The 22,555-nt window shown below is 48.5% G+C and carries 23 protein-coding genes; 18 read left to right on the top strand and 5 right to left on the bottom strand.

Translation table 11 applies throughout. The features are described 5' to 3' along the window. The first annotated feature begins 17 nt into the window (after nucleotides 1-17). From cobI to FKV70_RS08145, 4 genes are read left to right on the top strand one after another with little or no spacing between them, the layout of a single operon-like run. A complete protein-coding gene (gene cobI, locus FKV70_RS08160) occupies nucleotides 18-734 on the top strand; it encodes a precorrin-2 C(20)-methyltransferase (RefSeq protein WP_063213790.1) in 717 nt (238 codons plus the stop codon). Further along, a complete protein-coding gene (gene cobM / locus FKV70_RS08155) occupies nucleotides 731-1,525 on the top strand; it encodes a precorrin-4 C(11)-methyltransferase (RefSeq protein ID WP_142612491.1) in 795 nt (264 codons plus the stop codon). Before cobI ends, cobM begins: the two co-directional genes overlap by 4 nt. After that, nucleotides 1,518-2,606: a cobalt-precorrin 5A hydrolase gene (locus tag FKV70_RS08150; RefSeq protein ID WP_142612490.1), complete on the top strand. Its 1,089-nt coding sequence runs from the start codon at nucleotides 1,518-1,520 to the stop codon at nucleotides 2,604-2,606. The genes cobM and FKV70_RS08150 overlap by 8 nt, the downstream gene beginning before the upstream one ends. Next, nucleotides 2,599-4,056: a cobyrinic acid a,c-diamide synthase CobB gene (locus FKV70_RS08145; protein WP_142612489.1), complete on the top strand. Its 1,458-nt coding sequence runs from the start codon at nucleotides 2,599-2,601 to the stop codon at nucleotides 4,054-4,056. The genes FKV70_RS08150 and FKV70_RS08145 overlap by 8 nt, the downstream gene beginning before the upstream one ends. A 105-nt stretch (nucleotides 4,057-4,161) precedes the next feature. On the opposite strand, the gene FKV70_RS08140 is transcribed toward FKV70_RS08145, so the two are convergent. Beyond that, nucleotides 4,162-4,611 (bottom strand): AbrB/MazE/SpoVT family DNA-binding domain-containing protein, encoded by a 450-nt coding sequence (locus tag FKV70_RS08140; protein ID WP_063213794.1) that lies wholly within the window; start codon nucleotides 4,609-4,611, stop codon nucleotides 4,162-4,164. Nucleotides 4,612-5,031: 420 nt separating this feature from the next. On the opposite strand from FKV70_RS08140, the gene FKV70_RS08135 reads away from it, so the two are divergent. The 10 genes from FKV70_RS08135 (at nucleotide 5,032) to FKV70_RS25865 (ending at nucleotide 13,597) form a co-directional block, all read left to right on the top strand. Then, complete coding sequence (locus tag FKV70_RS08135) at nucleotides 5,032-5,670, top strand: ThuA domain-containing protein (protein WP_063213795.1); 639 nt, start codon at nucleotides 5,032-5,034, stop codon at nucleotides 5,668-5,670. 113 nt (nucleotides 5,671-5,783) lie between these two features. Then, entirely contained in the window at nucleotides 5,784-6,143 is a 360-nt protein-coding gene (locus FKV70_RS08130) for a phasin family protein (protein WP_063213796.1), read from the top strand. Between the two features lies 1 nt (nucleotide 6,144). Continuing rightward, nucleotides 6,145-7,815, top strand: a complete 1,671-nt coding sequence (locus FKV70_RS08125) for an ABC1 kinase family protein (RefSeq protein WP_142612488.1) — start codon at nucleotides 6,145-6,147, stop codon at nucleotides 7,813-7,815. Nucleotides 7,816-7,837: 22 nt separating this feature from the next. Beyond that, complete coding sequence (locus tag FKV70_RS08120) at nucleotides 7,838-8,410, top strand: hypothetical protein (protein ID WP_142612487.1); 573 nt, start codon at nucleotides 7,838-7,840, stop codon at nucleotides 8,408-8,410. A 272-nt stretch (nucleotides 8,411-8,682) separates the two neighbouring features. Continuing rightward, nucleotides 8,683-10,131: a SulP family inorganic anion transporter gene (locus tag FKV70_RS08115; protein WP_142612486.1), complete on the top strand. Its 1,449-nt coding sequence runs from the start codon at nucleotides 8,683-8,685 to the stop codon at nucleotides 10,129-10,131. A 219-nt stretch (nucleotides 10,132-10,350) separates the two neighbouring features. Beyond that, a complete protein-coding gene (locus FKV70_RS08110) occupies nucleotides 10,351-11,016 on the top strand; it encodes an amino acid ABC transporter permease (RefSeq protein WP_013373509.1) in 666 nt (221 codons plus the stop codon). Continuing rightward, nucleotides 10,997-11,674: an amino acid ABC transporter permease gene (locus FKV70_RS08105; protein WP_142612485.1), complete on the top strand. Its 678-nt coding sequence runs from the start codon at nucleotides 10,997-10,999 to the stop codon at nucleotides 11,672-11,674. The genes FKV70_RS08110 and FKV70_RS08105 overlap by 20 nt, the downstream gene beginning before the upstream one ends. Before the next feature lie 17 nt (nucleotides 11,675-11,691). Continuing rightward, complete coding sequence (locus FKV70_RS08100) at nucleotides 11,692-12,447, top strand: amino acid ABC transporter ATP-binding protein (RefSeq protein WP_064797739.1); 756 nt, start codon at nucleotides 11,692-11,694, stop codon at nucleotides 12,445-12,447. Nucleotides 12,448-12,465: 18 nt separating this feature from the next. Continuing rightward, on the top strand, nucleotides 12,466-13,341 hold the full coding sequence (locus FKV70_RS08095) for a cysteine ABC transporter substrate-binding protein (RefSeq protein ID WP_142612484.1): 876 nt from the start codon (nucleotides 12,466-12,468) through the stop codon (nucleotides 13,339-13,341). Between the two features lie 148 nt (nucleotides 13,342-13,489). Continuing rightward, a complete protein-coding gene (locus tag FKV70_RS25865) occupies nucleotides 13,490-13,597 on the top strand; it encodes a putative metal homeostasis protein (RefSeq protein WP_158453606.1) in 108 nt (35 codons plus the stop codon). Nucleotides 13,598-13,710: 113 nt separating this feature from the next. Here the strand turns inward: FKV70_RS25865 and FKV70_RS08090 are convergent, their stop codons facing one another. Then, nucleotides 13,711-14,946, bottom strand: a complete 1,236-nt coding sequence (locus tag FKV70_RS08090; RefSeq protein ID WP_142612483.1) for a PHB depolymerase family esterase — start codon at nucleotides 14,944-14,946, stop codon at nucleotides 13,711-13,713. Nucleotides 14,947-15,254: 308 nt separating this feature from the next. On the opposite strand from FKV70_RS08090, the gene FKV70_RS08085 reads away from it, so the two are divergent. Beyond that, on the top strand, nucleotides 15,255-16,739 hold the full coding sequence (locus tag FKV70_RS08085; RefSeq protein WP_142612482.1) for a phytoene desaturase family protein: 1,485 nt from the start codon (nucleotides 15,255-15,257) through the stop codon (nucleotides 16,737-16,739). A gap of 25 nt (nucleotides 16,740-16,764) precedes the next feature. Beyond that, nucleotides 16,765-17,379: a TetR/AcrR family transcriptional regulator gene (locus FKV70_RS08080; protein ID WP_142612481.1), complete on the top strand. Its 615-nt coding sequence runs from the start codon at nucleotides 16,765-16,767 to the stop codon at nucleotides 17,377-17,379. Between the two features lie 66 nt (nucleotides 17,380-17,445). Here FKV70_RS08080 and FKV70_RS08075 read toward each other — a convergent pair whose 3' ends face one another. Together FKV70_RS08075 and FKV70_RS08070 are read right to left on the bottom strand one after the other, a co-directional pair. Then, nucleotides 17,446-18,861, bottom strand: coding sequence for an SMI1/KNR4 family protein (locus FKV70_RS08075; RefSeq protein WP_142612480.1), 1,416 nt, complete (start codon nucleotides 18,859-18,861; stop codon nucleotides 17,446-17,448). A gap of 17 nt (nucleotides 18,862-18,878) precedes the next feature. Continuing rightward, nucleotides 18,879-19,655, bottom strand: a complete 777-nt coding sequence (locus FKV70_RS08070; RefSeq protein ID WP_142612479.1) for an SMI1/KNR4 family protein — start codon at nucleotides 19,653-19,655, stop codon at nucleotides 18,879-18,881. A gap of 158 nt (nucleotides 19,656-19,813) precedes the next feature. Here FKV70_RS08070 and FKV70_RS08065 point away from each other — a divergent pair, with 158 nt between their 5' ends. Next, nucleotides 19,814-21,448, top strand: a complete 1,635-nt coding sequence (locus FKV70_RS08065) for a DUF6138 family protein (protein ID WP_142612478.1) — start codon at nucleotides 19,814-19,816, stop codon at nucleotides 21,446-21,448. 166 nt (nucleotides 21,449-21,614) lie between these two features. Here FKV70_RS08065 and FKV70_RS08055 read toward each other — a convergent pair whose 3' ends face one another. Continuing rightward, on the bottom strand, nucleotides 21,615-22,274 hold the full coding sequence (locus tag FKV70_RS08055) for a hypothetical protein (protein WP_142612477.1): 660 nt from the start codon (nucleotides 22,272-22,274) through the stop codon (nucleotides 21,615-21,617). 109 nt (nucleotides 22,275-22,383) lie between these two features. Here FKV70_RS08055 and FKV70_RS27095 point away from each other — a divergent pair, with 109 nt between their 5' ends. Beyond that, nucleotides 22,384-22,485 (top strand): putative holin-like toxin, encoded by a 102-nt coding sequence (locus FKV70_RS27095; RefSeq protein WP_219728090.1) that lies wholly within the window; start codon nucleotides 22,384-22,386, stop codon nucleotides 22,483-22,485. Nucleotides 22,486-22,555: the final 70 nt, after the last annotated feature.

Genomic DNA, 22,555 nt, shown 5'->3' with positions numbered 1-22,555 from the left:
AGAGGGGGAGAGACAGCATGAATACGGCGGGAATAGGAACACTTTACGGCGTAGGCGTGGGGCCGGGTGATCCCGAGCTGATCACGGTCAAGGCGTACCGGATGATTCAGGAATGTGCAGTTGTGGCTTATCCGAAGAAGCGCCGGGGAGGCAAATCGTATGCCCACGAAATTGTGGAATTATACGTGAACCCGGAGGAAAAGGAGATGCTGGGGCTCATTTTTCCAATGACCAAGGACCCGGTTGTACTGGAGCGGGAGTGGAACAAAACGGTGGTTGCTTGCTGGGAGGCTCTGAGTCAAGGGAAGGATGTAGCTTTTGTCACAGAAGGAGATCCCAATCTGTACAGTACCTTTATTCACTTGGCACGTCTGATGAAGGATCTTCATCCCGAGGTGCCGATTGTATCTATTCCGGGCATCTCTTCTGTATTGGGAGCAGCGGCGGCGCTGGAATTACCTTTGGCAGACGGAGACCAGCAGGTCGGTATTATTCCGGCTACGGAGGATCGAGAAGCGATGAAGCGGGCCATTGAGAGTCACGATACAGTCGTGTTTATCAAGGTTGCCAAGGTGCTGGATTTGATTTTGGATGTGCTGGACGAGCTCAAGCTTGGGGATTGTGCCTCTGTCATTACCAAAGTCACGTCTCCTTATGAAATGGTATGGCGCAACGCCCGTGAACTGCGCGGACAGGAGCTTGAATATTTGAGTTTAATGGTGGTGAGCAAATGACGTTGGAGCCAAAGGTATATATCGTAGGAGCAGGCCCCGGCGACCCGGAGTTGATTACGGTCAAAGGCTCCCGGATTCTACGCACAGCTGATGTGGTGTTGTACACGGATTCACTGGTGAACGACGAGCTGATTGCTACTGCCAAGCCCGAGGCACAGGTACTGCAAAGCTCAGGCATGGATTTGGAACGGCAGGTTGAGATTATGAGCGAGGCTGTGCAGGCTGGACGCAGTGTAGCCCGTGTACATACAGGTGATCCGGCAGTGTATGGTGCGATTTTGGAGCAAATGGTGCTGCTGAAGCAGCGCGGCGTAGCCTATGAAATCATACCAGGCGTCAGCTCGGTCTTTGCTTCTGCGGCTGTGCTGGGTACAGAGCTAACTGTGCCTGATCTGACGCAGACGGTTATTCTGACGCGTGCCGAAGGCCGTACACCTGTACCGGATCGAGAAAAGCTGCGTGATCTGGCATCCCACCACTGTACAGTGGCGCTGTTCCTTAGCGCAACGCTGGCGAAGAAGGTGGTCGTTGAGTTTCTGGCGGCCGGCTGGAGCGAGGACACGCCTGTAGCAGTTGTGCAGCGCGCAACCTGGCCGGACCAAAAGATCGTGCGCACGACGCTTGCCCAATTGCCAGCCGATCTGCGCGCAGCGGGTATTACGATGCATGCCATGATTTTGGCAGGCTGGGCGCTCGACCCCGGGCTGGTGGACAAGGACGCGCATCGTTCCAAGCTGTATGACAAGTCGTTCACCCATGGCTACCGGAAGGGAGTGAAGCCTGGTGAGTAATCCATTTGCCGCTGTGGCGATCACGAAGCATGGAGTCGAAATGGTCCGCAATTTGGGAGCCAGCTTTCCGGGTACGGACGTGTATTACATGTCCAAGTTTGAACGTGGCGACGAACAGGAGCGCGGCATTCAATTGTTCGAAGGTTCGGTCAAGCTAATCTTGCCGGATTTATTCAAACAGTATAACGGTATTATTTTATTTATTTCCCTGGGTGCGGTGGTTCGTATGATTGCACCGATTTTGGTGGATAAAAAGGTAGACCCAGCCGTGGTCGTCATTGACGATCGCGGAGAACATGTCATCAGCGTACTGTCTGGGCATTTAGGCGGCGCGAATGAATTAACCCGTCATGTAGCCGCTGTACTGGGTGCACGTCCGGTAATCACGACCGCATCGGACGTGCAGGGCACGATTCCGGTGGATATGTTGGGCCGGGAATTGGGCTGGGTGGTCGATAGCTTCGACAAGGCCACGCCTGTGAGCGCCGCTGTTGTGAATGAGGAGCCTGTTGCATTCATACAAGAGACGGGCGAACGGAACTGGTGGCGTTATGACAAGCCTGTACCTGCGCATATCAAGGTATATGCCTCAATGGCGGAAGCGGCACATGAGCCGTTCAACGCCGCGTTAGTCGTAAGTGACCGCTTGCTGGAGCCTGAGGAAGAGGAGAGGTTTCTTGCAAATGGCGTGCTGTACCGTCCCAAAAGCTTGGTGCTTGGTATTGGCTGCAATCGGGGAACTGCATTGGAGGAGCTGGAGACAGGTGTGCTGGACACCTTGCAAGAGCTGCGCTTGTCTGTGAAAAGCGTACGGAATATGGCCACGATTGATCTGAAAAAGGATGAAGAGGGCTTGCTTGCCCTCTGCGCCAAATACGGCTGGGAGCTGGTGACCTACACTCCGTCAGAGCTGAATACGGTGCAGCTTCCCAATCCATCAGAGACCGTCTTCAAATACACCGGGGCATATGGGGTCAGCGAACCCTCAGCCCTGTTGTCTTCCGGTGCAGACCATTGGCTGCTGGAGAAGAAAAAAAGCGGCAATATGACGTTGTCTGTGGCGCGGGTGCCTTATGAATGACGATATGAAGCAGACTGTACAGCAGCCTGATCTGTCTACTCCAGTGCGCAGAAGCCGTATCGTTGTTGCCGGTACGGGAAGCGGTGCGGGCAAAACCACGGTGACCCTCGGGCTGATGAAGGCGTTCGCCGACAGCGGCCTGCGAGTGCAGGGGTTTAAGTGCGGTCCGGATTATATTGATCCGACCTATCATACAGCCGCGACCGGAACGCCTTCCCGAAATCTCGATTCATGGATGACCTCGCCAGATACGGTGCGTGAAACCTTTATCCGCGCATCCGAAGGCGCGGATCTCTCCGTGATTGAAGGCGTCATGGGGTTGTATGACGGCAAGGACCCGCTCAGCAATATTGGTTCGACTGCCGAAATTGCCATGCTGACGGATAGCCCGGTATTGCTGGTCGTCGACGTGCGCAGCATGGCACGCAGCGCGGCCGCTATCGTGCTCGGCTTTCAGCGCTTGGAGCCCAAGCTGCACATTGCGGGCGTAATCGTAAATCGCTGCGGTAGCCAGGGGCATTACGGCATGGTCAAAAAGGCGATCGAGCAGGAATGCGGCATCCCTGTGCTCGGCTGGTTAAAGCGCGATGACGGGCTGGATATCCCTGAACGTCATCTGGGCCTGGTGCCTGCTGTAGAACGCGGCGAGCTGGAGCCGCTTTTTCAACGGGCGGCAGAGCTGATCCGCGCAGGTACGGATCTGGATGCACTGCGGGCATTGGCGGATGCGGCTTCGCCGCTCACCCTGCCAGAGCACCGATTATTTTCTCCGGATCGGCATCCAACAGCTGAGTATGAAGCTGCGGCCGGGGAGCGTCCTGTCATTGCCGTCGCCAGAGATGCGGCGTTCAATTTTTACTACCCGGAAAATATGGATTTGCTGCGTCAGGCGGGAGCAGAGATTGTCTATTTTAGTCCGCTGGCGGGGGAACGCGTTCCTGAGCGCGCCAACGGGTTATATTTGGGCGGCGGCTTTCCCGAGGAGTTTGCGGCAGATATCGCTGCCAATACAGGCTTTTTGGAAGATATTCGCGCTGCAGTCAGCCGGGATATGCCTGTATTCGCCGAGTGCGGTGGCTATATGGTACTGGCCCGGACACTTACGGATCGGGCGGGTCACACCTACCACATGGCTGGGGTGATCCCTTCGGATGTCCGCATGCAGGAGAAGCGGGCTGCTTTGGGATACCGGGAAGCAACTGCATTGCAAGATTGCTTGCTGTTGGAGGCTGGAGAGACGATTCGGGGACACGAATTTCATTATTCTGTCATGAGCTATGATGAATCTGCTGCCCCCTATCCCTTTGCCTATCAAACCAAAGGGATGCGTGGACTCCAGAGCGAAGGCTTTGCCAAAGGGAACCTTTTGGCAGCCTACACACACATTCATCTCGCTTCTCTCCCCAAGGCAGCAGCACGCTGGGTTGAAAAATGCCGAGCGTACCACTAAAACACAAAAAAGCCGGGTCCCCATAAGGGTCCGGCTGTTCTAAGTATAAGAGAATCAGATTTTACATAACATGGAAGCGTATACATTGTTTTTTGGACGATTCATCTACATAAGCTTTTTCAGCTGGGAAATCCTTCCCTGACTCACACCAAGCATGGAAGCAAGCTGTTTTTGTGAAGATGCCGGATGTTCTTCCATCAGCTCTCTCATTTTCTCCAAAATAACATCCGTGCGCTGGTAAATCTTTTTCATATGCATATTTTGCTTCAATGGAGGTGACTCGGTTTCAGTCGCTGTGACCGGAATTAAATCTTCCGTTTTCATTGAGGTAGCACATGCATCGCAGATAAACTGGTCTTTAAAATAGGTGTTGGTATCAACGGAACCGCAGAATATGCAATTGGTTGATTTGTACTTACGGAGCATGAGTGTTTGGTCTTCAATAAAAAACTCTAATGGATCGCCGATGTCAATCTCCATCGTCATGCGCAACTCTTTAGGAAGCACAATTCGTCCCAAGCTGTCCAAGGGCCGGGTCATTCCAGTCCTTTTCATTCATGCAACCTCCCCAGTGTTTTAAGATTTATAGAATGTATAAGCTTAAAAGAAATTCTTAACAATTCTATAACCGCAAGCATAGAATTCTTACAAAAGCGGTCCTTTATGATAAAAGATGCTTGGACGCACTTTTTTTCTTACGAGTATACCATAAACGGGCCGAATCGCCAGCGTCACGTTTAGAAAATTTTGAACAAGTGTATTCAGAGCGAACATATATGCTATAATCTTCTGCTAAAGGATTTAATAGGCCGTTTGTAGAATTATTTATATATGCCGTAGCTCGGACAATGATGGCGGTGTTATGGAAAATAGATGAGGGCCAAACGGATTTTTCAGAGCGTTTTGCCCCCACAAACAAGAAATCGGGGCCGCCTTTAAAGTCCTTATATACAAGTCAGGCAAGGAGGATTTTTGATGGAAAAAAGAAAAGCATTGCTGCTAGGAGATTATTCGTATCCGGAGTTTCACCCGCTACAAGGGGTGGACGAAGAGATTAGCCATATTTTACAAGATTCGATGACGGTACAATGCAGTGAGAATCGTAAAATGCTGCTTAAGGAAAATTTAGCCTCATTCGATCTGTGCATCTCGTATTGTGACAGCCGCAAGGAGGTTCTGTCTCCTCAGCAAACAGCAGGACTGCTGTCCTATGTCAGCGGCGGAGGTGGGTTGCTTGTGCTGCATAACGGAATCACATTGCAAGGACGGTACGAAATCGCACAGCTCATGGGAGCACGTTTCCTGCGGCATCCGGCAGCGGAGCTGCTTTCCTTCAAGGTAACGGAGCCGGATCATCCGATTATGGAAGGAATTGAGCCGTTCGAGATTCAAGAGGAGCCATATCGTTTTGATTTTGATCCATTCACTGAAAAGACACTGTTGATGGAATACGAACACGAAGGCCAGTGGTGGCCGGCTGCATGGGCGTTGTCCTATGGTCTGGGCCGGGTCGTCTACTTGATGCCTGGACATAATCAGCCAAGTTTCCAGCATGAGGGATACCGCAAGCTGTTGCTTCAGGCTGCTAAATGGGCCGGACGTTTTCCGGGTTAAGCCTAATCATATTCATAACTATTCCATCCATTGGGAGAGGGGAGTCGCGAGCTTTATGCGGCTCCCCTTTTCAGGTTATACTATAGGTAATCACAGGTAGGGGAGGGTATATTATGAGCGATTTGTTCAAAAAAGCCATCTCATTGGGGTGGGGCCTCACCGTTGTCAGCAAAGAAAAGGTGGAGAAAGCTGTTGAGGAGCTTGTAAATCGGGGAGAACTTGCACCCTCGGAATCCAAAGCGCTGGTCGATCGTCTGATCGAACGAGGGGCAGAGGAACAGGGACAATTCAAAACCATGATCCGCGAGCAGGTTAGCCGCATTTTGCAGGAGCTGGAAGTACCTACCGAAAATGATGTCACAAGTTTGGAGCAACGTGTGGCATTGTTGGAAAAACAGGTAGCGGAGCTGGAAAAAGAAAAGGCGGCGCTTACGGGTTCGAGTGACGCTGAAGAAGCGAACCGGTTGGATTAAAATGGCCGTTCGCATGAAGCATGCCGGTCGTTACCGGGAAATTGCCATGGCGCTGGCGCGTCATGGCTTTGGTTATATGGTGGAAGAAATGGGACTGTTCCAGCTGCTATCCCTGCCCCGCAAGTGGCTGACGAGAGAAACCCCCGAAGCCAAAACGCTGGGTGAACGGATTCGGCTTGTGCTGGAGGATCTGGGACCTGCATTCATCAAGCTTGGACAGTTGGCCAGCACACGTGCTGACCTGCTGCCAGAGCCTATTATTCGTGAGCTGGTTAAGCTTCAGGACCAGGTACCGCCTTTTTCGCCTGACACGGCCCGTGGCATTCTGGAGCAGGAGTTGGACACGTCATTAGAGAACATGCTGGTTCGTTTTGACGATGTTCCGCTGGCGGCTGCCTCGATCGGGCAAGTGCACCTGGGCAAGCTGCACAGCGGCGAAATGGTCGCCATTAAAATCCAGCGTCCAGGCGTTAATCGCATCATCCGGCGGGATTTGGACATTTTACGGGAATTGACCGCAATGGCAGCCAAGCGCTGGGAATGGGTGGAGCGTTATCAGCTTCGCCAGATGGTGGAGGAGCTGGGGAGATCGCTCATTAAGGAGCTGGATTACAACCATGAAGCCCGTAACACAGAGAAGATTGCGCTCCAATTTGAGCAGGACCCACATATCTATATTCCGAAAATATACTGGGACCATACCTCCTCACGTGTACTGACCATGGAGTTTCTGGAGGGAACTCACTTGGGTAGTCGTGAAGAGCTATTGGGCCGTGGTTATAACTTGAAAGAACTGGCGCAGCAGCTGGTCAACAGCATGCTGCATCAAATTTTTATAGAGGGCTTTTTTCATGCCGATCCCCATCCGGGGAATTTGCTTGTCCTGAATAATGGAAGTCTGGCGTATCTGGACTTTGGCATGGCGGGAAGGCTAAGCGAAGAAATGAAAAATCACCTCGCTTCCCTCATAATCGCCCTGATGCGCAAAAATACCGATGCCATGGTACGGGCCATCGAACGACTGGGGCTGGTTGAACCAGATACCGATCTGAATGCGCTCCGTGCCGATCTGGATAAGATACGCGAAGATTACTCGGAGGTTCCTTTCTCACAGGTCAGCATTGGCGATGCTTTGAACGACCTGTTTGGCGCAGCCCAGCGCCATCGAATTGGGTTGCCATCGGACGTCCTGCTGCTTGGCAAGGCGCTGCTGACCCTGGAGGGGGTTGTAGAGCATCTGGACCCCGACCTCAGTATTATTGCATTAGCTGAGCCTTTTGGTAACAAGCTGCTGAAGGAACGCTTCAGTGGTCGTCGTATTCGGGGCAAGCTGTTGGGTGGTGCAGCTGAGCTGGTGGAGACGCTGATGGAGCTGCCGAGACAGACAAGGCATCTGACCTCAATTATCAGCAAGGGTAAGCTTAAACTGGAAGTTACCGTACCCGAGCTGGAACAGCTGTTGCGCAAGCTGGATCAGATCAGCAATCGCCTGTCATTCAGTATTGTGCTGTTAGCGTTCAGCATTATTATGGTCGGGCTGATTATCGGTTCTTCGCTAAATCATCAGGCGACTTTGCTGTGGAACGTGCCTGCGATTGAAATTGGTTTTGTCGTAGCGCTCTTAATGGTTGCCTTTTTACTGTACTCTATTTTTAAATCAGGAAGATTCTAGATACCGACTACAAGGAGGCGTCATGGACACTCATAAAATAAACACTGCCTCAATGAATACTCTTGAAATCGCAGATGTACCGTGGCACCGCCTGACTACTCCTTATAGTAGAGGCACGGAATTGCCGCATTTGATATCCAATGGGGAGTATGCAGCCATCGCTGATCTGATAGAGCATCAAGGCACACTGTGGCAGGTTACCCCGTGGGCATTACTATTCTTATTGCGGAATATGCATGCGAGAAGACCGGAGGATATCACACTAAGTGAGCTAGAGTTGTATCATACGGTTATTCAAGCATTAGACATGGAAGATCTACAAGCCGACTCACAGGAGTCTGTGGAATCCTTGACTAGGCTGCTAGATGAGAAGTATTTATGGCCAGCAGACAGCGACCCCGAAGAAGATGAACTGGAGTGGGAAGAGGAAGAAGCACGCGGCTATGATCCGGTGGCTTTTTGGAGCTACTATGACTATAGTTGTAGGCTACTAAAGCAAGCGCTACCTGATTTTGAGGGCTTGCTTCAACACCAAGCGGACTCTGAGATTGCTGAATCCCTAGCGGAGCTTGTGCTGAAATTACAAAAAATTTAAATATAAGAAAACGAATTAGATGAAGAAAACGAGTGATATTTTAAGTAAATGGAGGTTTTCTTTCTGTAAACAGCCCTTTAAATCATTCGTCTCTAAGAATCCCTTGCGTTATAATGATGGACTGAATATAACGGAGCGGGTTCGTTTGAGAGAGACGAGCTGAATGATAGGAGAGCCTTGGCGATTGACCGCTGGACGGATGCCCAGAGCCATATCGGGTTGCGGGTCAAGATGCTGTTCTCTGTAAATATAGGAGGCTGGAACGAAACTGTATGAATTTTAGACAACAATGGTTCGGCAATATCCGGGCTGATATACTTGCGGGCATGACCGTGGCGCTAGCGCTGATTCCAGAGGCGATTGCCTTCTCAATCATTGCAGGTGTCAACCCCATGGTCGGACTGTATGCCTCCATCTCGATGGCGATTGTCATTTCTATTGCAGGCGGACGGCCAGCGATGATCTCGGCAGCAACCGGGGCTGTAGCTGTAGTGGTCGTTGGTCTGGTCAAGGATTATGGCGTGGAGTATTTGTTTGCAGCTACCATTTTAGCTGGGGTCATTCAGGTGCTGCTGGGTGTTTTGAAAATAGGCCGCTTTATTAGCTTTATTTCACAGCCGGTCATGACCGGGTTTGTAAATGCACTGGCGATCCTCGTCTTTATGGCGCAACTTACCCACTTTCATGGAGCGAATTGGATCATGTACGCCATGGTAGCAGGAACTTTGCTCATTGTGTATATTTTACCGAGATTTGTGAAAAGCGTTCCTGCTCCATTGACTGCAATTATTATCATGACGATCATTACGTATGTATTTGGATTGAATGTCAAAACGGTAGGAGACATCGGTACGCTAACCAGCTCGCTGCCTTCATTTCATTTGCCGCAAATTGAGTGGTCGTGGCACACGTTGCGGATTTTGCTGCCGTATTCCTTTACGATGGCGCTGGTTGGACTATTGGAATCACTATTGACAGCCAGTATTTTGGATGAAATGACCGAAACGAAAAGCAATAAAAACCGGGAAGCCCGCGGGCAAGGGATTGCCAACTTTGTAAATGGCTTTTTTGGGGGGATGGGTGGCTGTGCCATGATCGGACAATCCGTCATTAATGTCAGCTCAGGGGGAAGAGGACGTCTGTCGACTTTCACGGCAGGGGTGTTCTTGGCCTTCTTGCTGCTCGTGCTTGGCGGGGTTGTAAAGGAAGTGCCCATGGGCGCATTGGTGGGAGTCATGTTCATGGTGTGTATCGGAACCGTGGATTGGAAATCGCTCCGAAACATCGCCAAGGTTCCCAAAGCAGATACGTTTATTATGGTGGTCACGGTCATCATCGTGGTGGCTACGCATGATTTGTCCAAGGGTGTGATCGTAGGTGTGCTGTTGAGCGCTTTGCATTTTGGCTGGAAAATGGCTAAAATCCGTATCAGTGCGACTGAAGATCATGAAGCCAAAGTGTACCATGTCAGGGGGCCGATGTTTTTCGCTTCAACGACTCATTTTGTCGATCATTTTGAGCCTGCACATGATCCGGAGCGCGTTGTAGTGGATTTCAGCCATTCACATGTGTGGGATCACTCGGCGGTTACTGCCATTGGCAAGGTGCTGCAAAAATACAGAAACTCAGGTAAATCTATTACCCTGCAAGGGTTAAATGAGGAAAGCCGTTTAATTGTAGAGAAGCTCGGCGGTCCTGTAGTTACAGAGCCGATCGTATGATGAATCGTATAGTGCAAAGCAAAGTCTGAAATGGAAACCCTCCATTTCGGACTTTTTTTATTTATTTCTGAAATGAAATAGCGGTTTTCATTCTAAATCATAGATAAATATGACAAATTTTCATCAAAGTATTGACGTAATAATTTGACAGGAATACAATCGTTGTTATTAAGCATAGCAAGTACATAGGAATAATTGAAAATTGAAAGGTATGTACATATGAACTTAGACTGGGAGTTTATTGTAGAAAGCTTGCCGTTGTATGGAGAAGCCATGTGGCTGACGTTGAAGATTGCCTTTTTTGCTATTCTGTTTTCACTAGTCGTCGGTTTGCTGTGCAGCATTGTGCTGTATTACAGGGTGAAAGGAATTAGCGGAATCATTGTAGCTTATATCGAGCTTTCCCGGAATACGCCGCTGCTTGTACAGTTATATTTTCTGTATTACGGGTTTACGAAAATTGGTCTGCACATGAGCGAAATGACGTGTGCCATTGTGGGGATGACCTTTTTGGGCGGGGGCTATATGGCTGAGGCGTTCCGCGGTGGAATTGAAGCCGTGAGTAAAACCCAAACGGAATCCGGGTTGAGCCTCGGACTGTCCAAAATACAACTGGCGAGATATGTTATTTTGCCGCAAGCATTTAGCATTAGTATTCCGTCCTTGGGAGCGAACGCGATCTTTCTACTCAAGGAGACCTCCATTGTGGGTGCCATTGCTTTATTGGATCTGATGAATGTGGCCAAAGACCTGATCGGCATGTACTACAAAACGACAGAATCGTTGATTCTGCTGGTATTGGCATATCTCGTGCTGCTTTTACCTTTGTCGATGCTGCTGACGTGGGTGGAAAGGAAGGTGCGATATGCTGAGTTCGGGGATTAATGTGCTGTTTGAGGGATCGAATTTCGAGCGTCTGTTAGGGGGATTGCTCGTTACACTGGAGATTGCATTAATTTCCATTATTATTGGTACGCTGCTAGGCATTCTGATGGGTCTGCTGCGCACCTTAAAATCAAGACCGATTCGATTTGTGCTGAGATTCTATTTGGAGACATTCCGCATTATTCCGATTTTGGTATGGTTGTATGTCGTGTATTTTGGATTTACGCCTTTACTGAATGTGGATATCAGCGGAGAGTTGACGGCAGTAATCGTATTCAGTCTGTGGGGAGCGGCGGAAATTGGCGACATCGTACGAGGTGCGTTGGAATCACTGCCCAAGCATCAGGTGGAATCCGGGCAGACATTGGGGCTGACCTATTGGCAATTATACCGTCATGTGCTTATTCCCCAGGCGGTGCGCCGCATGCTCCCGGGTTCTATTAATCTAGCGACACGCATGATCAAAACCACGTCACTTGTGGTGCTGATCGGTGTCGTGGAAGTGGTCAAGGTCGGGCAGCAGATTATTGAACTTGGTGTAATTAAGGCGCCTTCGGCATCCTTTTGGGTGTATGGTTTTATTTTTATATTGTATTTTCTTGTATGCTATCCGTTATCCAGACTTTCCAAAAGATTTGAACGTAGATGGCAAAATTAGCAGGATGGGGTGGTGTCATGGGAGAGGCTGTTGAGGTTTTATTGGAAATTCGAGGACTGGAAAAAAGCTTTGGCGACCGAAAAGTATTGCAGCAGATTAGTCTGGACGTAAGGAAAGGGGAAGTTGTGGTTATTCTCGGTCCCTCGGGATGCGGAAAAAGCACGCTCCTTAGATGTCTTAATGGTCTAGAGCCGGTCCAGGGCGGAGATATCCGCTACAGAGGACAGGATCTGACGGATACAAAAGTGAATTGGCGTGAGGTGCGGCAGCATATCGGAATGGTGTTCCAAAACTATGAGCTGTTTCCGCATATGACGGTCTTGGAAAATATATTGCTCGGTCCGCTTAAAGTTCAGCGGAGAAACAGGCAGGAGGCGCTTGCGCAAGCGGAGCAGCTATTGGAGCGAGTCGGTCTGCTGGACCGCAAGGATGCGTATCCACGACAATTATCAGGCGGGCAAAAGCAACGCATTGCAATTGTGCGCGCTCTGTGTATGAACCCTGAGATTATGCTTTTTGATGAGGTCACCGCATCCTTGGACCCGGAAATGGTCAGAGAGGTGCTGGATGTCATGCGAGAGCTAGCTCAGCAGGGGATGACCATGATTATCGTGACGCATGAAATGGGATTTGCCAAGTCGGTAGGAGATCGTATTGTTTTTATGGATCAAGGACAGATATGTGAAATGACCACGCCACAGCAATTTTTTACCCAACCGGAAACAGAGCGTGCCCAGCACTTTCTGGATATATTTCAGTACGAAACGATATAAACAGGGGGATGAATACAGATGAGAAAAGGAATGAAGTTCACAACGTTATTACTGGCTTTGAGCTTGCTGCTCGTCGGTTTGGCGGGATGTGCAGGAGCTGGAAACACCAATGGTAGTTCGGGTTCGGCTAAATTTGCTTCAATTGAGGACATTAAAAAGAATGGCAAGATTCGAATCGGTGTTTTCGCGGATAAGCCGCCTTTTGGCTACGTAGATTCTGAAGGGAAGAATCAGGGGTTTGATGTGTATATTGCGAAACGGTTTGCCAAAGATCTCTTGGGCGACGAGTCCAAGGTGGAATTCGTTCTGGTGGATGCCGCCAGCCGGGTTGCCTATTTGGAGTCGAACAAGGTAGATATCATCATGGCTAACTTTACTGTGACCGATGAGCGTAAAGAAAAAGTCGATTTTGCTAACCCGTATATGAAATTATCCTTTGGTATTGCGTCACCCGACAACGCTCCAATCACCACGATCGACCAATTGAAGGGTTCGGATCAAAAGCTGATTGTTGCCAAGGGAACGACGGCTGAAACTTATTTCACAAAAAATTATCCTGACATCAAGCTGCTCAAATTCGACCAGTACACCGAAATCTTTTCAGCTCTCAAAGACAAACGTGGTGCCGCCATTGCGAATGATAATACAGAGCTGATCGCTTGGGCCAAGGCCAATCCCGGCTTCACCGTAAGCATTCCAGCCTTCGGTGGTCAAGATACGATCGCCCCCGCAGTAGCGAAGGGAAATAAGGAACTGCTGGACTGGATCAACAACGAGTTGGCTACGCTGGGTAAGGAAAATTTTGTCCATAAAGCCTATAAGGACACACTAACCTCTGTTTACGGAGAAGGCTTTACGGATCAATTGGTTGTAGAGGGCGGAAAGGTTAATTAATCACCGTATAAGTTGCTATTAAGCATAAAGAAGCGTTGGGCTCGCTGTCCCGACGCTTCTTTCATATGGGGAAAGGGAGATTTGTAACTTCTTAATCGAGGCACAGACTCCCAATATGAGCCTAAGTGAATAGGATGGTGCTTTACACATGGCTAAAACGGATGTGGCTACTGCCAGAAGACAGCTCAGCAGTCCGAATAAGATCACGCGCAGGCGGGCTTTGAGAACGATCAAAGCTGCGAAGCGCGCGAAGTAACAAGCTTCAAGTTAACTGCAAATGCAATACCAGTGTCAAAATTTTTAGTCTCCTCGTTTTAATATTGCACCTGCCTTCCTGATGGTGGTACACAGGGAGGCAAGTGTCTTTTTTTATTTCTTTTGTGCAAACAGCCATTCGATCATATCTGGATTTTGTAAAGCCGGAACCCAGGAGAAGTGTCCTGTGGGTTTGATCATCCCTGCTTCGTATTCAGTGAAGTGAATGAGGTTTCCGTTCTGTGCTTTAATGGCAGCAACCATTTCTTCCGAGTTCTTAGGACTTACTGTCGTATCGTCTGCAGCATGAAAAGCCCAAATCGGAACATTTTTCAATACTTCAACGTGTGCAGGGTCAACAGGGGCATACATGTTCACCGCTTTTTCATAGTTGGTCAGACCAGCAATAGGTACGCCAGCAGCGAACAGATCAAGATTTTTTTCTAACAATCTCCATGTTCCCATGGCACCTTGAGAAATACCTACGATATAGATGCGGTTGGTGTCGATCGGATATTTCAGGGCCGTTTCACGTACCAAATCGGCAACAGCGCTGTTGCGCGGTTCATCTGCCCAAATAAATTTATGCTCCAGGTCAATCGGGCTTTGAGGAGCGATAACGAAGGAGGGATGCTTGGCTTGTTGCTCCGGAGAAGCCCAGGTGACTGCACCAGCATTCGCTAGCAGGTTAACCCCGTTTCCATCACCGCGTTCGCCGTTTCCGTGCAGGAATACAACCAACGGGTAGGTTTTACCGGGCTCTACTTTAGGTTCAAATGTAAAATAGTTGAGTTTGAAGCCGGCTTTGTTTTCAAAAGTGTTTTTTTGGAAATCGTCTACAATGGGTGTCACTTTATCGGTTGCTTTTATAGCCTGTGCGGAGGCTGGAACGACTGTTTTCTTTGAAGTTGCAATATCCTTCTTTTGGCTAATGTAATAGTTCAACGGATTGATGCGGTTGACTGCGCTTGTTGAATCGTAAGTAAGGGTGCTTGCGTTTTTATCCTGTGCATCCAGCTCGATCACGACATATTTGCCATGAGTACTGCGGTTAGTGATGGCACCGGTATCGTTGGTATACACACCGGTCACGGTTCTGTCCGTGTATACATCATTGAGTACAGATTGAACCTGAAAGCTGGATGTGGACAGGGATGCTCCGTCAATATTGGTGCTGTATTTCAGGACAACGGCTGAAACAACCTCACCCAGAGGCTGTACCTCAGTAAGCAGGGTGGCCTGTGGTGCTGGAACATCGGCTGCTGCTGCGGCAGAGTTCGAGGATGGATAAAAGATCGTAAGCAGGAACACGAAAGATAGTAGAACAAGGGCGAAACGTCTCTTTTGCATAAGATAATCTCCTTTGTTGTTTTTTTAAAGCGCTTACTATATGCTCAGGATGCCTGACTGTATGCTGTGGAACTCATACAAATCAAAAAAAAGGCAAACTCCGGGTACAAGTGTACTCGGGTTTTGCCTTTTCAGTAACAATCCCACTTGAAGAATAGCATCCTCCCTGGAATCTGACAAGTGAAAGCGCTACATTTTCGAATGTTTTATAAAAATATTTTCCTTCTCAACAGGGATACGGTAGTATATAATTTTCTTAACTTAACACTGTTAACTTATATAACGATGTTAACAAGGGAGATGAAATCATGAACCATTTTGATGTTATTGTCATTGGTGCAGGGCTGGGTGGATTGTCTTGTGCAGCAAGACTTTCTGCACTAGGTTACAGGACAGCTGTATTTGAAAGTCATATTTTGGCTGGTGGCTTTGCTACTGAATTTACAAGAAAAGGATATACCTTTGACGTCGCCTTGCACGGCGTTGGCGGACTCGAAGAAGGCAGCTTCGGTCGAATGTTAAAGGAATGCGATGTGGACCAGCGAATCGTTCCTCTCCGCAAAAAGCACCCTTACTCGATCCGCTGGGAAGGGCAGATTATTGATATCCCGTCCGATGTGGAGGAATATATGCAGCTTCTCAAAGACATGTTTCCTGCTGAGATAGCAGCCATCGACAAGCTTTTCGCAGGTATTCGCCGTTTTGAAACGGGTTTCTCTGCTTATTCTTCCCTAACTTCCTGGCATAAGATGGTGGGTCTGCTCAAAGCAGGCACCTTCTTCCGCTGGACGCAAATGACCACTTGGGAGGCTATAAGTCAGTTTGGCTTATCTGACCGATTCACGGAATTTTTCACCGCCCTATGGGCTTATTATGGTTTGCCTCCAAAGCGGCTGGCGGCCTTGTATTTTTTCATTCCTTGGATTGGCTATCATTTGGAGGGAACGTATTACATTCAGGGAGGTGCACAGGCTTTATCCAATGCGCTGGTCGATGCTATTCAATCAGCTGGAGGAGAAGTCCACCTGCGCAGCCAGGTGTCTGAGATTATACTTGAACGCGGTAAGGCAGCTGGTGTTCGTCTGAAAAAGGGGGATGTATATAAAGCCAACTGGGTTGTGTCAGGTATCAGTCCTCATCATACCTATGGTCGTCTGCTGGAAAATCATAATGCTGCTCGTCGTGAGCTGGAGGCTGTAACCAAACTAGAGACTGGCACATCTCTCACTCAGCTATACCTAGGACTATCATGCGAGCCTCGCGAGCTTGGAATCACCGAAGAAGACTTAATCCTATGTAACGAGCCGGATTCGGAGACGGATTATGAAGCCATGATGAGCGGCCAGTATACGAAAGGCAACTGGACGCTCACTAATTATAACGCTCTGGACCCTACGCTCAATGAACCGGGGAAGGGTGTCATCGCCGTAACTTTTTTGGATAGATTGGAGAATTGGCCTAGCGCAAGGCCCGAATATAAAGCCAAAAAAGAAGTAGTGACACAGCAAATATTGGAGCGTCTTGAACAGCTATATCCTGGTTTTAGCAGCAAGGTGGTGGTGGCCGAGTTGGGCACACCACGCACAATGCAGCGCTATACCGCTAATCCCGGCGGAGCTGTTTATGGTTATGCACAAACAGTCCGGCAGTCTGGTATAAACAGACTAAAGCACAAATCAGCAGTGAACCGTCTGTCATTGGTAGGGGCCTGGACACAGCCCGGGGGCGGGTTTCAAGGAGCTATGAACTCGGGTATAATGGAAGCTGATCGTATTGCCGCCAAATTGGGATAGGCAGAAAGGGCATGTATATCTATTCATGAAACATATCAAACGCCGAGAACGTGAAAGCAGTGAGATTCGCCGAAAAATCATTGAGGCTGCCCGCTCGCTCTTTTTGAATCAAGGGTATGCTGAAGTCTCCATGCGTAAAATTGCGGATCAGATCGAATATTCACCAACAACAATTTATCATTATTTCTCCAATAAGGAAGCGGTTGTCCGTGAACTGCTGCTAGAAGGGAATGCTTTGTTCCTGAAGGCTCTTCAGCAGCGTGCCGAGGAAGCACAGGCTGCGGGATTGGATGCGCTGGACTCCCTGAAAACAGTGTCTGATGCTTATGTCCGTTTTGGCATGGCTAATCCGGAATACTACAACATCCTGTTTATCAGCGACCTCGAATCTGTAAGCTTGGTTAGCCTCATAGACAGTGGGCGCTTTAAAGGGTTTGAGTTGCTTGAGACCGGACTCAAAGCTGCTATGGAGGAGGGGTGTATCATTCAAGGGGATGAGCACCTGATCGCTAGATCCGTATGGAGTATGTTGCACGGACTGACTTCTCTCCTCCTGAATTTTGAGCTTCCTATGGCCAAATCAAATGATGAATTGATTTCATTTACTATAGATACTTTTTTTCGAGGATTAAGCCGCTGATGCAGCGGCTAATTTTTTTATCCTCACACCCCTTTACATACAAGTCTGCATACGTCGATTCCGATGTTAACGAAGGTTCAAATCTGAAAGCTGTTCAAGCACGGCTTCAATGCGACGTTTATCTTTTTTAAGCATCACGAGTTGTAAAGAAGCATGAAGCAGGTTTGAGATGCTAGCCCAAACGTCTGCTTCCAGAGTGGGCAGCAGATCGCGCTGAATCATGATATCCAGCGCTTCGGTTGCAATTTTCTGATGAAGCTCACTACCAGATAGCCATTCAATCACCTGCTCAGCTGCAGGACGGGAGTAGGCGAACAGGATTGCCCAGCCATCGACCGGATGATTGACCTTGTCCCGCATCCAGTCAATGACCTGTGGTGAATGAAAATGCTGTAACTGCCCGCTAACAGTGTATCCATCTAATTTGCCATCCTTCCCCGTAGGCTGCATCAGATCATCATAAACATTCTCCAATCCTTCCTGCTCGGGCAGACAGCGGGCGGATAGATAGGCACGTGTCGGTACAAATGCCCTCTCAGCGTGTATGTTAATTGAAGCGGACGGATTCCAGGCTTGCGCAGCGTTCGTGTCCGGCTTCCATAAAGAGCGGACCCAATCAGCAGCCCCAATCCCTGCGGTCTCCCCAATAAAAAATGCCCATGTAGCAAATGGCGCTGGATTATGCTGAATACGCTGCTTCCAGGCAAGAAAAATATCCTTTGGATCATAGGCTTGAAAAGCATGGAGTACAGCTGGGTGATCTACGCCATGCATGGTGGTGTAATGGATCAGTGTTTCCAGCGACTGGGCATCCTCCAGCTTCATCGTACAGAACGTGTCCAACCAGCGCTGCCACAACCGTAACGGCGGGCTGTCTAGTTGAATACCATGCTCGTCTGACACGTTAGACCAATCCCACAGCCATAACCCGTGCAAGGCAAGCATGGTTTCTATATAGGCAGGTAGACTTTCTGCGAGCAGCGTGAACTGGTCCACCTCATGCTCATAACAGAACACTGCTGGCTCTATTGCGGATGTCGCTCTATCCAGCAGGATCGGATCACCGGCACCGTTGTAGTTTAAAATTAGATATCGTTGTTCGTCCGCTGCTGAGTCGGTGTTTTCTCCATAGGATGTAAAATAGCTTATATACTCATGATTCCAGCCAAATTCTCCTGTAATATCGTCAAGGATATTCGGTTCTTGTTTAAGGTCATTGCCGCTTTCATATGAACAATCCGCTTCATCGGCTACAATACAGTGTTGAGGGAGGCACCATAGCAAATGTAAGCTGCCACACCGCTTTATTAATTCAGACAAAGAGGCAGGCAAAGGGGTCTGCAACCGTTCCTCCAGCTCAATCAGTCCCTCTTCGGAAATCCCCTTCGTCCATTGGTATACCACGTCAGGCATCCCACCTTGTCTCAGACGATCAGCGATCCCTCCGAGCTTGTCTAAGATATGTGCAAAATGTACTGTCATCTGTATTTGTCCTCCTCTTACTCTACAACCTGGCAATGTTCTTTTTGCAAGAATGATAGAATTTCATCATGTAGGGCTATCGCTTTAGGTTCATAAATGATCGCCACTTCGCGTCCATATGCATAATTGAAACGTACGTATCCGCCAAGAGACTGAAGAAAGGCCAAGCAAATATGCTCGTTTTCAATCCATAGATTTGAGTCAAAATGCTGCTTAAAACGCTGAGCCAATATTGGTATAGAGGCTGGAGCTATTTGCAAGGCTTGATCGTTCGGGATGGCTGAACTGTAAGCTTCCGCCGTCTCCGGTGGATTAAATAACAGAAATGTTGCGGCTCTACCCAGACTGATAGGTTCGAAATAACGAGGGAATGGCTCTATTCTTCCGAATTCATCCCGTAGGATATCCTCCAGTGTATCTGTAAATGGGGCCTGAACATCGAATGGCTTCTTAGTAATGACCTCCGCATGTCGCGGTAGCCAAAGCAAACCTTTGACCTGAGGGTGCACCGCTAGGAAATCCCCATCTATGGAGCTGCCGATCACCACGCACTCGCCGAGCTGTTGCGCGGTGATCGGACAGTTATCATCATGTGACCACAGTTCGTACTCCGCATAGGCTTGCAGTAGTAGGGGATCAGGTCGTTCAATCACTAGCAGACCGCAATAAGTGCCTGGCCCGTAGCGGGTGAGAAATGAAGCATAGGGAGTGGGCAAAGTTATGCCATAGGTATGTTCGAAGCTTGTCAGTTCATCAGCAGCCACTGGGGTGTATTGTGTGGAAACCCAATACATGTAGAATACACCTGCTTTCCGGCACTCAATCTATAGGGATGGAGTCCAAATGTAAATGAGAGATATGCTATAATCAGGAAATAAAATAGTTAAAGATTAGTCTATCTTAATTATGTAAGAACTACAATTTGTCAGGGTACAAAGGGGGATCACATCGCATGACATCAGGGGTACAAGCCTACATCGATCCAATTTTGGAGGAGATTGACCAGACATACGCTTCTGAGCAAAAGCGCATCGCCGAATTCCAGACTAAAAGTGTTCTTCACGAGGGGATTCATAACTATTTAAAGGTTACCTGTAAGAGAGACGGATTATGGGTGGATACCTATGAACCGTTTGATTGGGATCATCGTAGACCAGATGTGGATATTCCTGGTTTTACGGAGGGGGTCACACTCCAACAGGTGCAGGATGAATGGATGCCTATTTTAAGGGAAAAGGTAGAGGCGTTATTTAAATCGGATGAATTCAGTTCTATGTTCTTTAGTTATCGGTTAGATTTTCATCTGGAAGTGGTCCTGGAGAATAAGGCTAGTCATTTTACATTCTCGTTGTTGAACGAAGATAAGCGGCTGCACCTGTTAGCCTCGATCGAACAGTTTGTGGAGCACAAGCTGAACCCTGCCAGTAAAGCTATTCCGAAGGAAGAGGACGATTTTTTCTTGGTAAGGCATCTGCTTGATCCTCATTTGTACCCTATAGACGCCCAGCGGGTGAATGAGCTGCTGAATCGAATGGATGCAAAGGTGAAGGTCAGCCGCAAACGGGAGGAAGCATGGAGGCATCAGCTGAGTAGAGGTTTAGTGCATTGGGCTGAAGATGAATTTTTGGCCAAATACGCAGATCGGGAAAAAAACTACGGGCTGGAGTATACGGTAAAGTCCGATATTCTTCCTTCAGATATTCCTGCCCCCGCCATGGAGATGTTCCTGCTCACCGCGATGCGTGTGGGTTCGACCGATGCCGATGCAAGGCAGAATTATTTGGAGATTGCAGCACAACTGGGTTCAAATCAGGCAGCCCAGTGGCTTAAGAACGGATCAGGCAGAATTCCAGCGTCATATACAAGCGAACGGGTCACCTGTAAAGCGAATGATATTTTGCAGACACTGGAGGTTCAGATTCGTTCTGAGGAAGAAGAGAGCTACAGAGAAGCACTCGTATATCTATGTGATATTTTACGGAAGGGCTTTACCAGGGAATATGGCATGAAGTTCAAAAGCAAAGTGAAAAACTATCTCCCCGTACCCAAGTTGGCCAAATCTGCATTACATCGTTTTTTCGCCAATGCACTTGAATACCCCTCATTGCACCCGTTGCTTGCTGAATATGCCGAGAATGTGATGGAAGAATTCAAGTGGTACAACGATGTAGAACCGGGGGAAAAGTCGGTGATGCCGGGAACCTATGTGGTGATGGGATTAGGTCTAAAAGAAACGGAGTATTTTTCATTGGTGAATCGCTATATGAAACTGGTGGATAGTGAGCACCAGTCGGTTCAGGACGGTTACGCTGCTGTATTTGCTGAGGAACATGGACTGACACCCGATACGATCCCCGTGTGGACAAGGATTCTTCTGGCAGGGAATGATTCTGCCAAACCACTGAAATCTGCTGGCATTGAAAGTGTAGAGCAGGCGAAGACGTTAGTAGATGTACTTGAGAAGCTGGAGGACTACAAACAAGAGGTGCTCGTTTATCGTATATGGGGTGGCGCGAAGAAACTAAGAAACAGCCTGAAGCAGGCTGCCCCTGAGGTGAAAGAGTTACTGGAGAAGTTTATTCCATAAAAGCGTCATATTCAAGATCATATCGTAGTCCCTGCGCGATGCGATGAATATCCGGTTCCCCTCTATTGAGGTGCAGCACTTCAATGACATCCTGTACAGTCGCTATCTCCCGCCAAGATTGTAGGTGGTGGTTTGGCAGACGGTCTTGACCAGTGCTTCAAGGCTATTAAAAGTTTGTATACTCATGTTTGGAATGCTCTCCCTTAGACGCTTGTTTATGCTGTAGCTTTTGTAATATTTTTAAGATGGACTGGCGACTTTTGGCATCCTTAATGTACTTGGGAATGGAATGGGAAGCCGTACGCATCATACCGGGTGTGGGTTTTTCTCGCAACTCGGCAGAGATATAGGAGAGTAGATAATTTAGGTGTATCCGGTTAAGAGCCCACACTGGTTTCCCACGATAATAATCAAGGAAATATAGCTGGAGCTGGAAAATGGGATCTTTTCCATTTTGGATCACGTCCGTATGCCATTCACGTGACTGCATACGATGTACCGGAACTTGATTACGTGTCTCACAGTGCGGACAGAGTATATTCGTATTTTTATGAGCAACCGTTCGGTCATCATGAAGTTCGATATTAAAATATCGCTCGCAATGGCTGCATACGCCGCGTGCATAGAATTTATACGATTCTGGCTGCTGGAATGTGTAGTAACAATGTGAGCAGCGAACAACGTAATAACAGTCTTCCTTCGGTTTAGAAATAAAAGCTTGGCCCTGACAGCGAGGGCAGTGGACAGCTACCTGTTCCCCTCTCCAGATCACGGCGGCAAAGTCATATTTATATCCATATTCATCTTTGAAGCGTTTTTGCTCCATGTTCGTTCCTCCTTTTCGAAAAGAGCGTAAAAACGTACTTTTTATATATCATATGTTATAATATTCCTTAACAACAGAATGGCTTAGATGGGCGGTCGGCTAGTCTCCTGTGAGGGAGGTGAGGCCTGTGGAGGTTAAAGACACCTTAATGTTGATGATTCAATTCGCAACGTTGGTGATTCTGATTCTTTCCTTCCATAAAAAGAAATAGACCGCCCGTGGTAGGAACCGGTCTATTTCGAATACCGTGAACTTGCAGCCACCGCCCTTAAAAGCGGCTG

The sequence above is a fragment of the Paenibacillus ottowii genome, from assembly GCF_006874425.1.
Lineage (GTDB): Bacteria > Bacillota > Bacilli > Paenibacillales > Paenibacillaceae > Paenibacillus > Paenibacillus ottowii.
The sequence above is the reverse complement of the archived record's forward strand: the minus strand, read 5'-3'. Positions and strand labels throughout refer to the sequence as shown.

What these genes read in the sequence shown, in the direction of transcription:
- cobI (WP_063213790.1), top strand. Translation starts at nt 18, where the DNA reads ATGAATACGGCGGGAATAGGAACACTTTACGGCGTAGGCGTGGGGCCG.
- cobM (WP_142612491.1), top strand. Translation starts at nt 731, where the DNA reads ATGACGTTGGAGCCAAAGGTATATATCGTAGGAGCAGGCCCCGGCGAC.
- FKV70_RS08145 (WP_142612489.1), top strand. Translation starts at nt 2,599, where the DNA reads ATGAATGACGATATGAAGCAGACTGTACAGCAGCCTGATCTGTCTACT.
- FKV70_RS08140 (WP_063213794.1), bottom strand. Translation starts at nt 4,611, where the DNA reads ATGAAAAGGACTGGAATGACCCGGCCCTTGGACAGCTTGGGACGAATT.
- FKV70_RS08135 (WP_063213795.1), top strand. Translation starts at nt 5,032, where the DNA reads ATGGAAAAAAGAAAAGCATTGCTGCTAGGAGATTATTCGTATCCGGAG.
- FKV70_RS08130 (WP_063213796.1), top strand. Translation starts at nt 5,784, where the DNA reads ATGAGCGATTTGTTCAAAAAAGCCATCTCATTGGGGTGGGGCCTCACC.
- FKV70_RS08125 (WP_142612488.1), top strand. Translation starts at nt 6,145, where the DNA reads ATGGCCGTTCGCATGAAGCATGCCGGTCGTTACCGGGAAATTGCCATG.
- FKV70_RS08120 (WP_142612487.1), top strand. Translation starts at nt 7,838, where the DNA reads ATGGACACTCATAAAATAAACACTGCCTCAATGAATACTCTTGAAATC.
- FKV70_RS08115 (WP_142612486.1), top strand. Translation starts at nt 8,683, where the DNA reads ATGAATTTTAGACAACAATGGTTCGGCAATATCCGGGCTGATATACTT.
- FKV70_RS08110 (WP_013373509.1), top strand. Translation starts at nt 10,351, where the DNA reads ATGAACTTAGACTGGGAGTTTATTGTAGAAAGCTTGCCGTTGTATGGA.
- FKV70_RS08105 (WP_142612485.1), top strand. Translation starts at nt 10,997, where the DNA reads ATGCTGAGTTCGGGGATTAATGTGCTGTTTGAGGGATCGAATTTCGAG.
- FKV70_RS08100 (WP_064797739.1), top strand. Translation starts at nt 11,692, where the DNA reads ATGGGAGAGGCTGTTGAGGTTTTATTGGAAATTCGAGGACTGGAAAAA.
- FKV70_RS08095 (WP_142612484.1), top strand. Translation starts at nt 12,466, where the DNA reads ATGAGAAAAGGAATGAAGTTCACAACGTTATTACTGGCTTTGAGCTTG.
- FKV70_RS25865 (WP_158453606.1), top strand. Translation starts at nt 13,490, where the DNA reads ATGGCTAAAACGGATGTGGCTACTGCCAGAAGACAGCTCAGCAGTCCG.
- FKV70_RS08090 (WP_142612483.1), bottom strand. Translation starts at nt 14,946, where the DNA reads ATGCAAAAGAGACGTTTCGCCCTTGTTCTACTATCTTTCGTGTTCCTG.
- FKV70_RS08085 (WP_142612482.1), top strand. Translation starts at nt 15,255, where the DNA reads ATGAACCATTTTGATGTTATTGTCATTGGTGCAGGGCTGGGTGGATTG.
- FKV70_RS08080 (WP_142612481.1), top strand. Translation starts at nt 16,765, where the DNA reads ATGAAACATATCAAACGCCGAGAACGTGAAAGCAGTGAGATTCGCCGA.
- FKV70_RS08075 (WP_142612480.1), bottom strand. Translation starts at nt 18,861, where the DNA reads ATGACAGTACATTTTGCACATATCTTAGACAAGCTCGGAGGGATCGCT.
- FKV70_RS08070 (WP_142612479.1), bottom strand. Translation starts at nt 19,655, where the DNA reads ATGTATTGGGTTTCCACACAATACACCCCAGTGGCTGCTGATGAACTG.
- FKV70_RS08065 (WP_142612478.1), top strand. Translation starts at nt 19,814, where the DNA reads ATGACATCAGGGGTACAAGCCTACATCGATCCAATTTTGGAGGAGATT.
- FKV70_RS08055 (WP_142612477.1), bottom strand. Translation starts at nt 22,274, where the DNA reads ATGGAGCAAAAACGCTTCAAAGATGAATATGGATATAAATATGACTTT.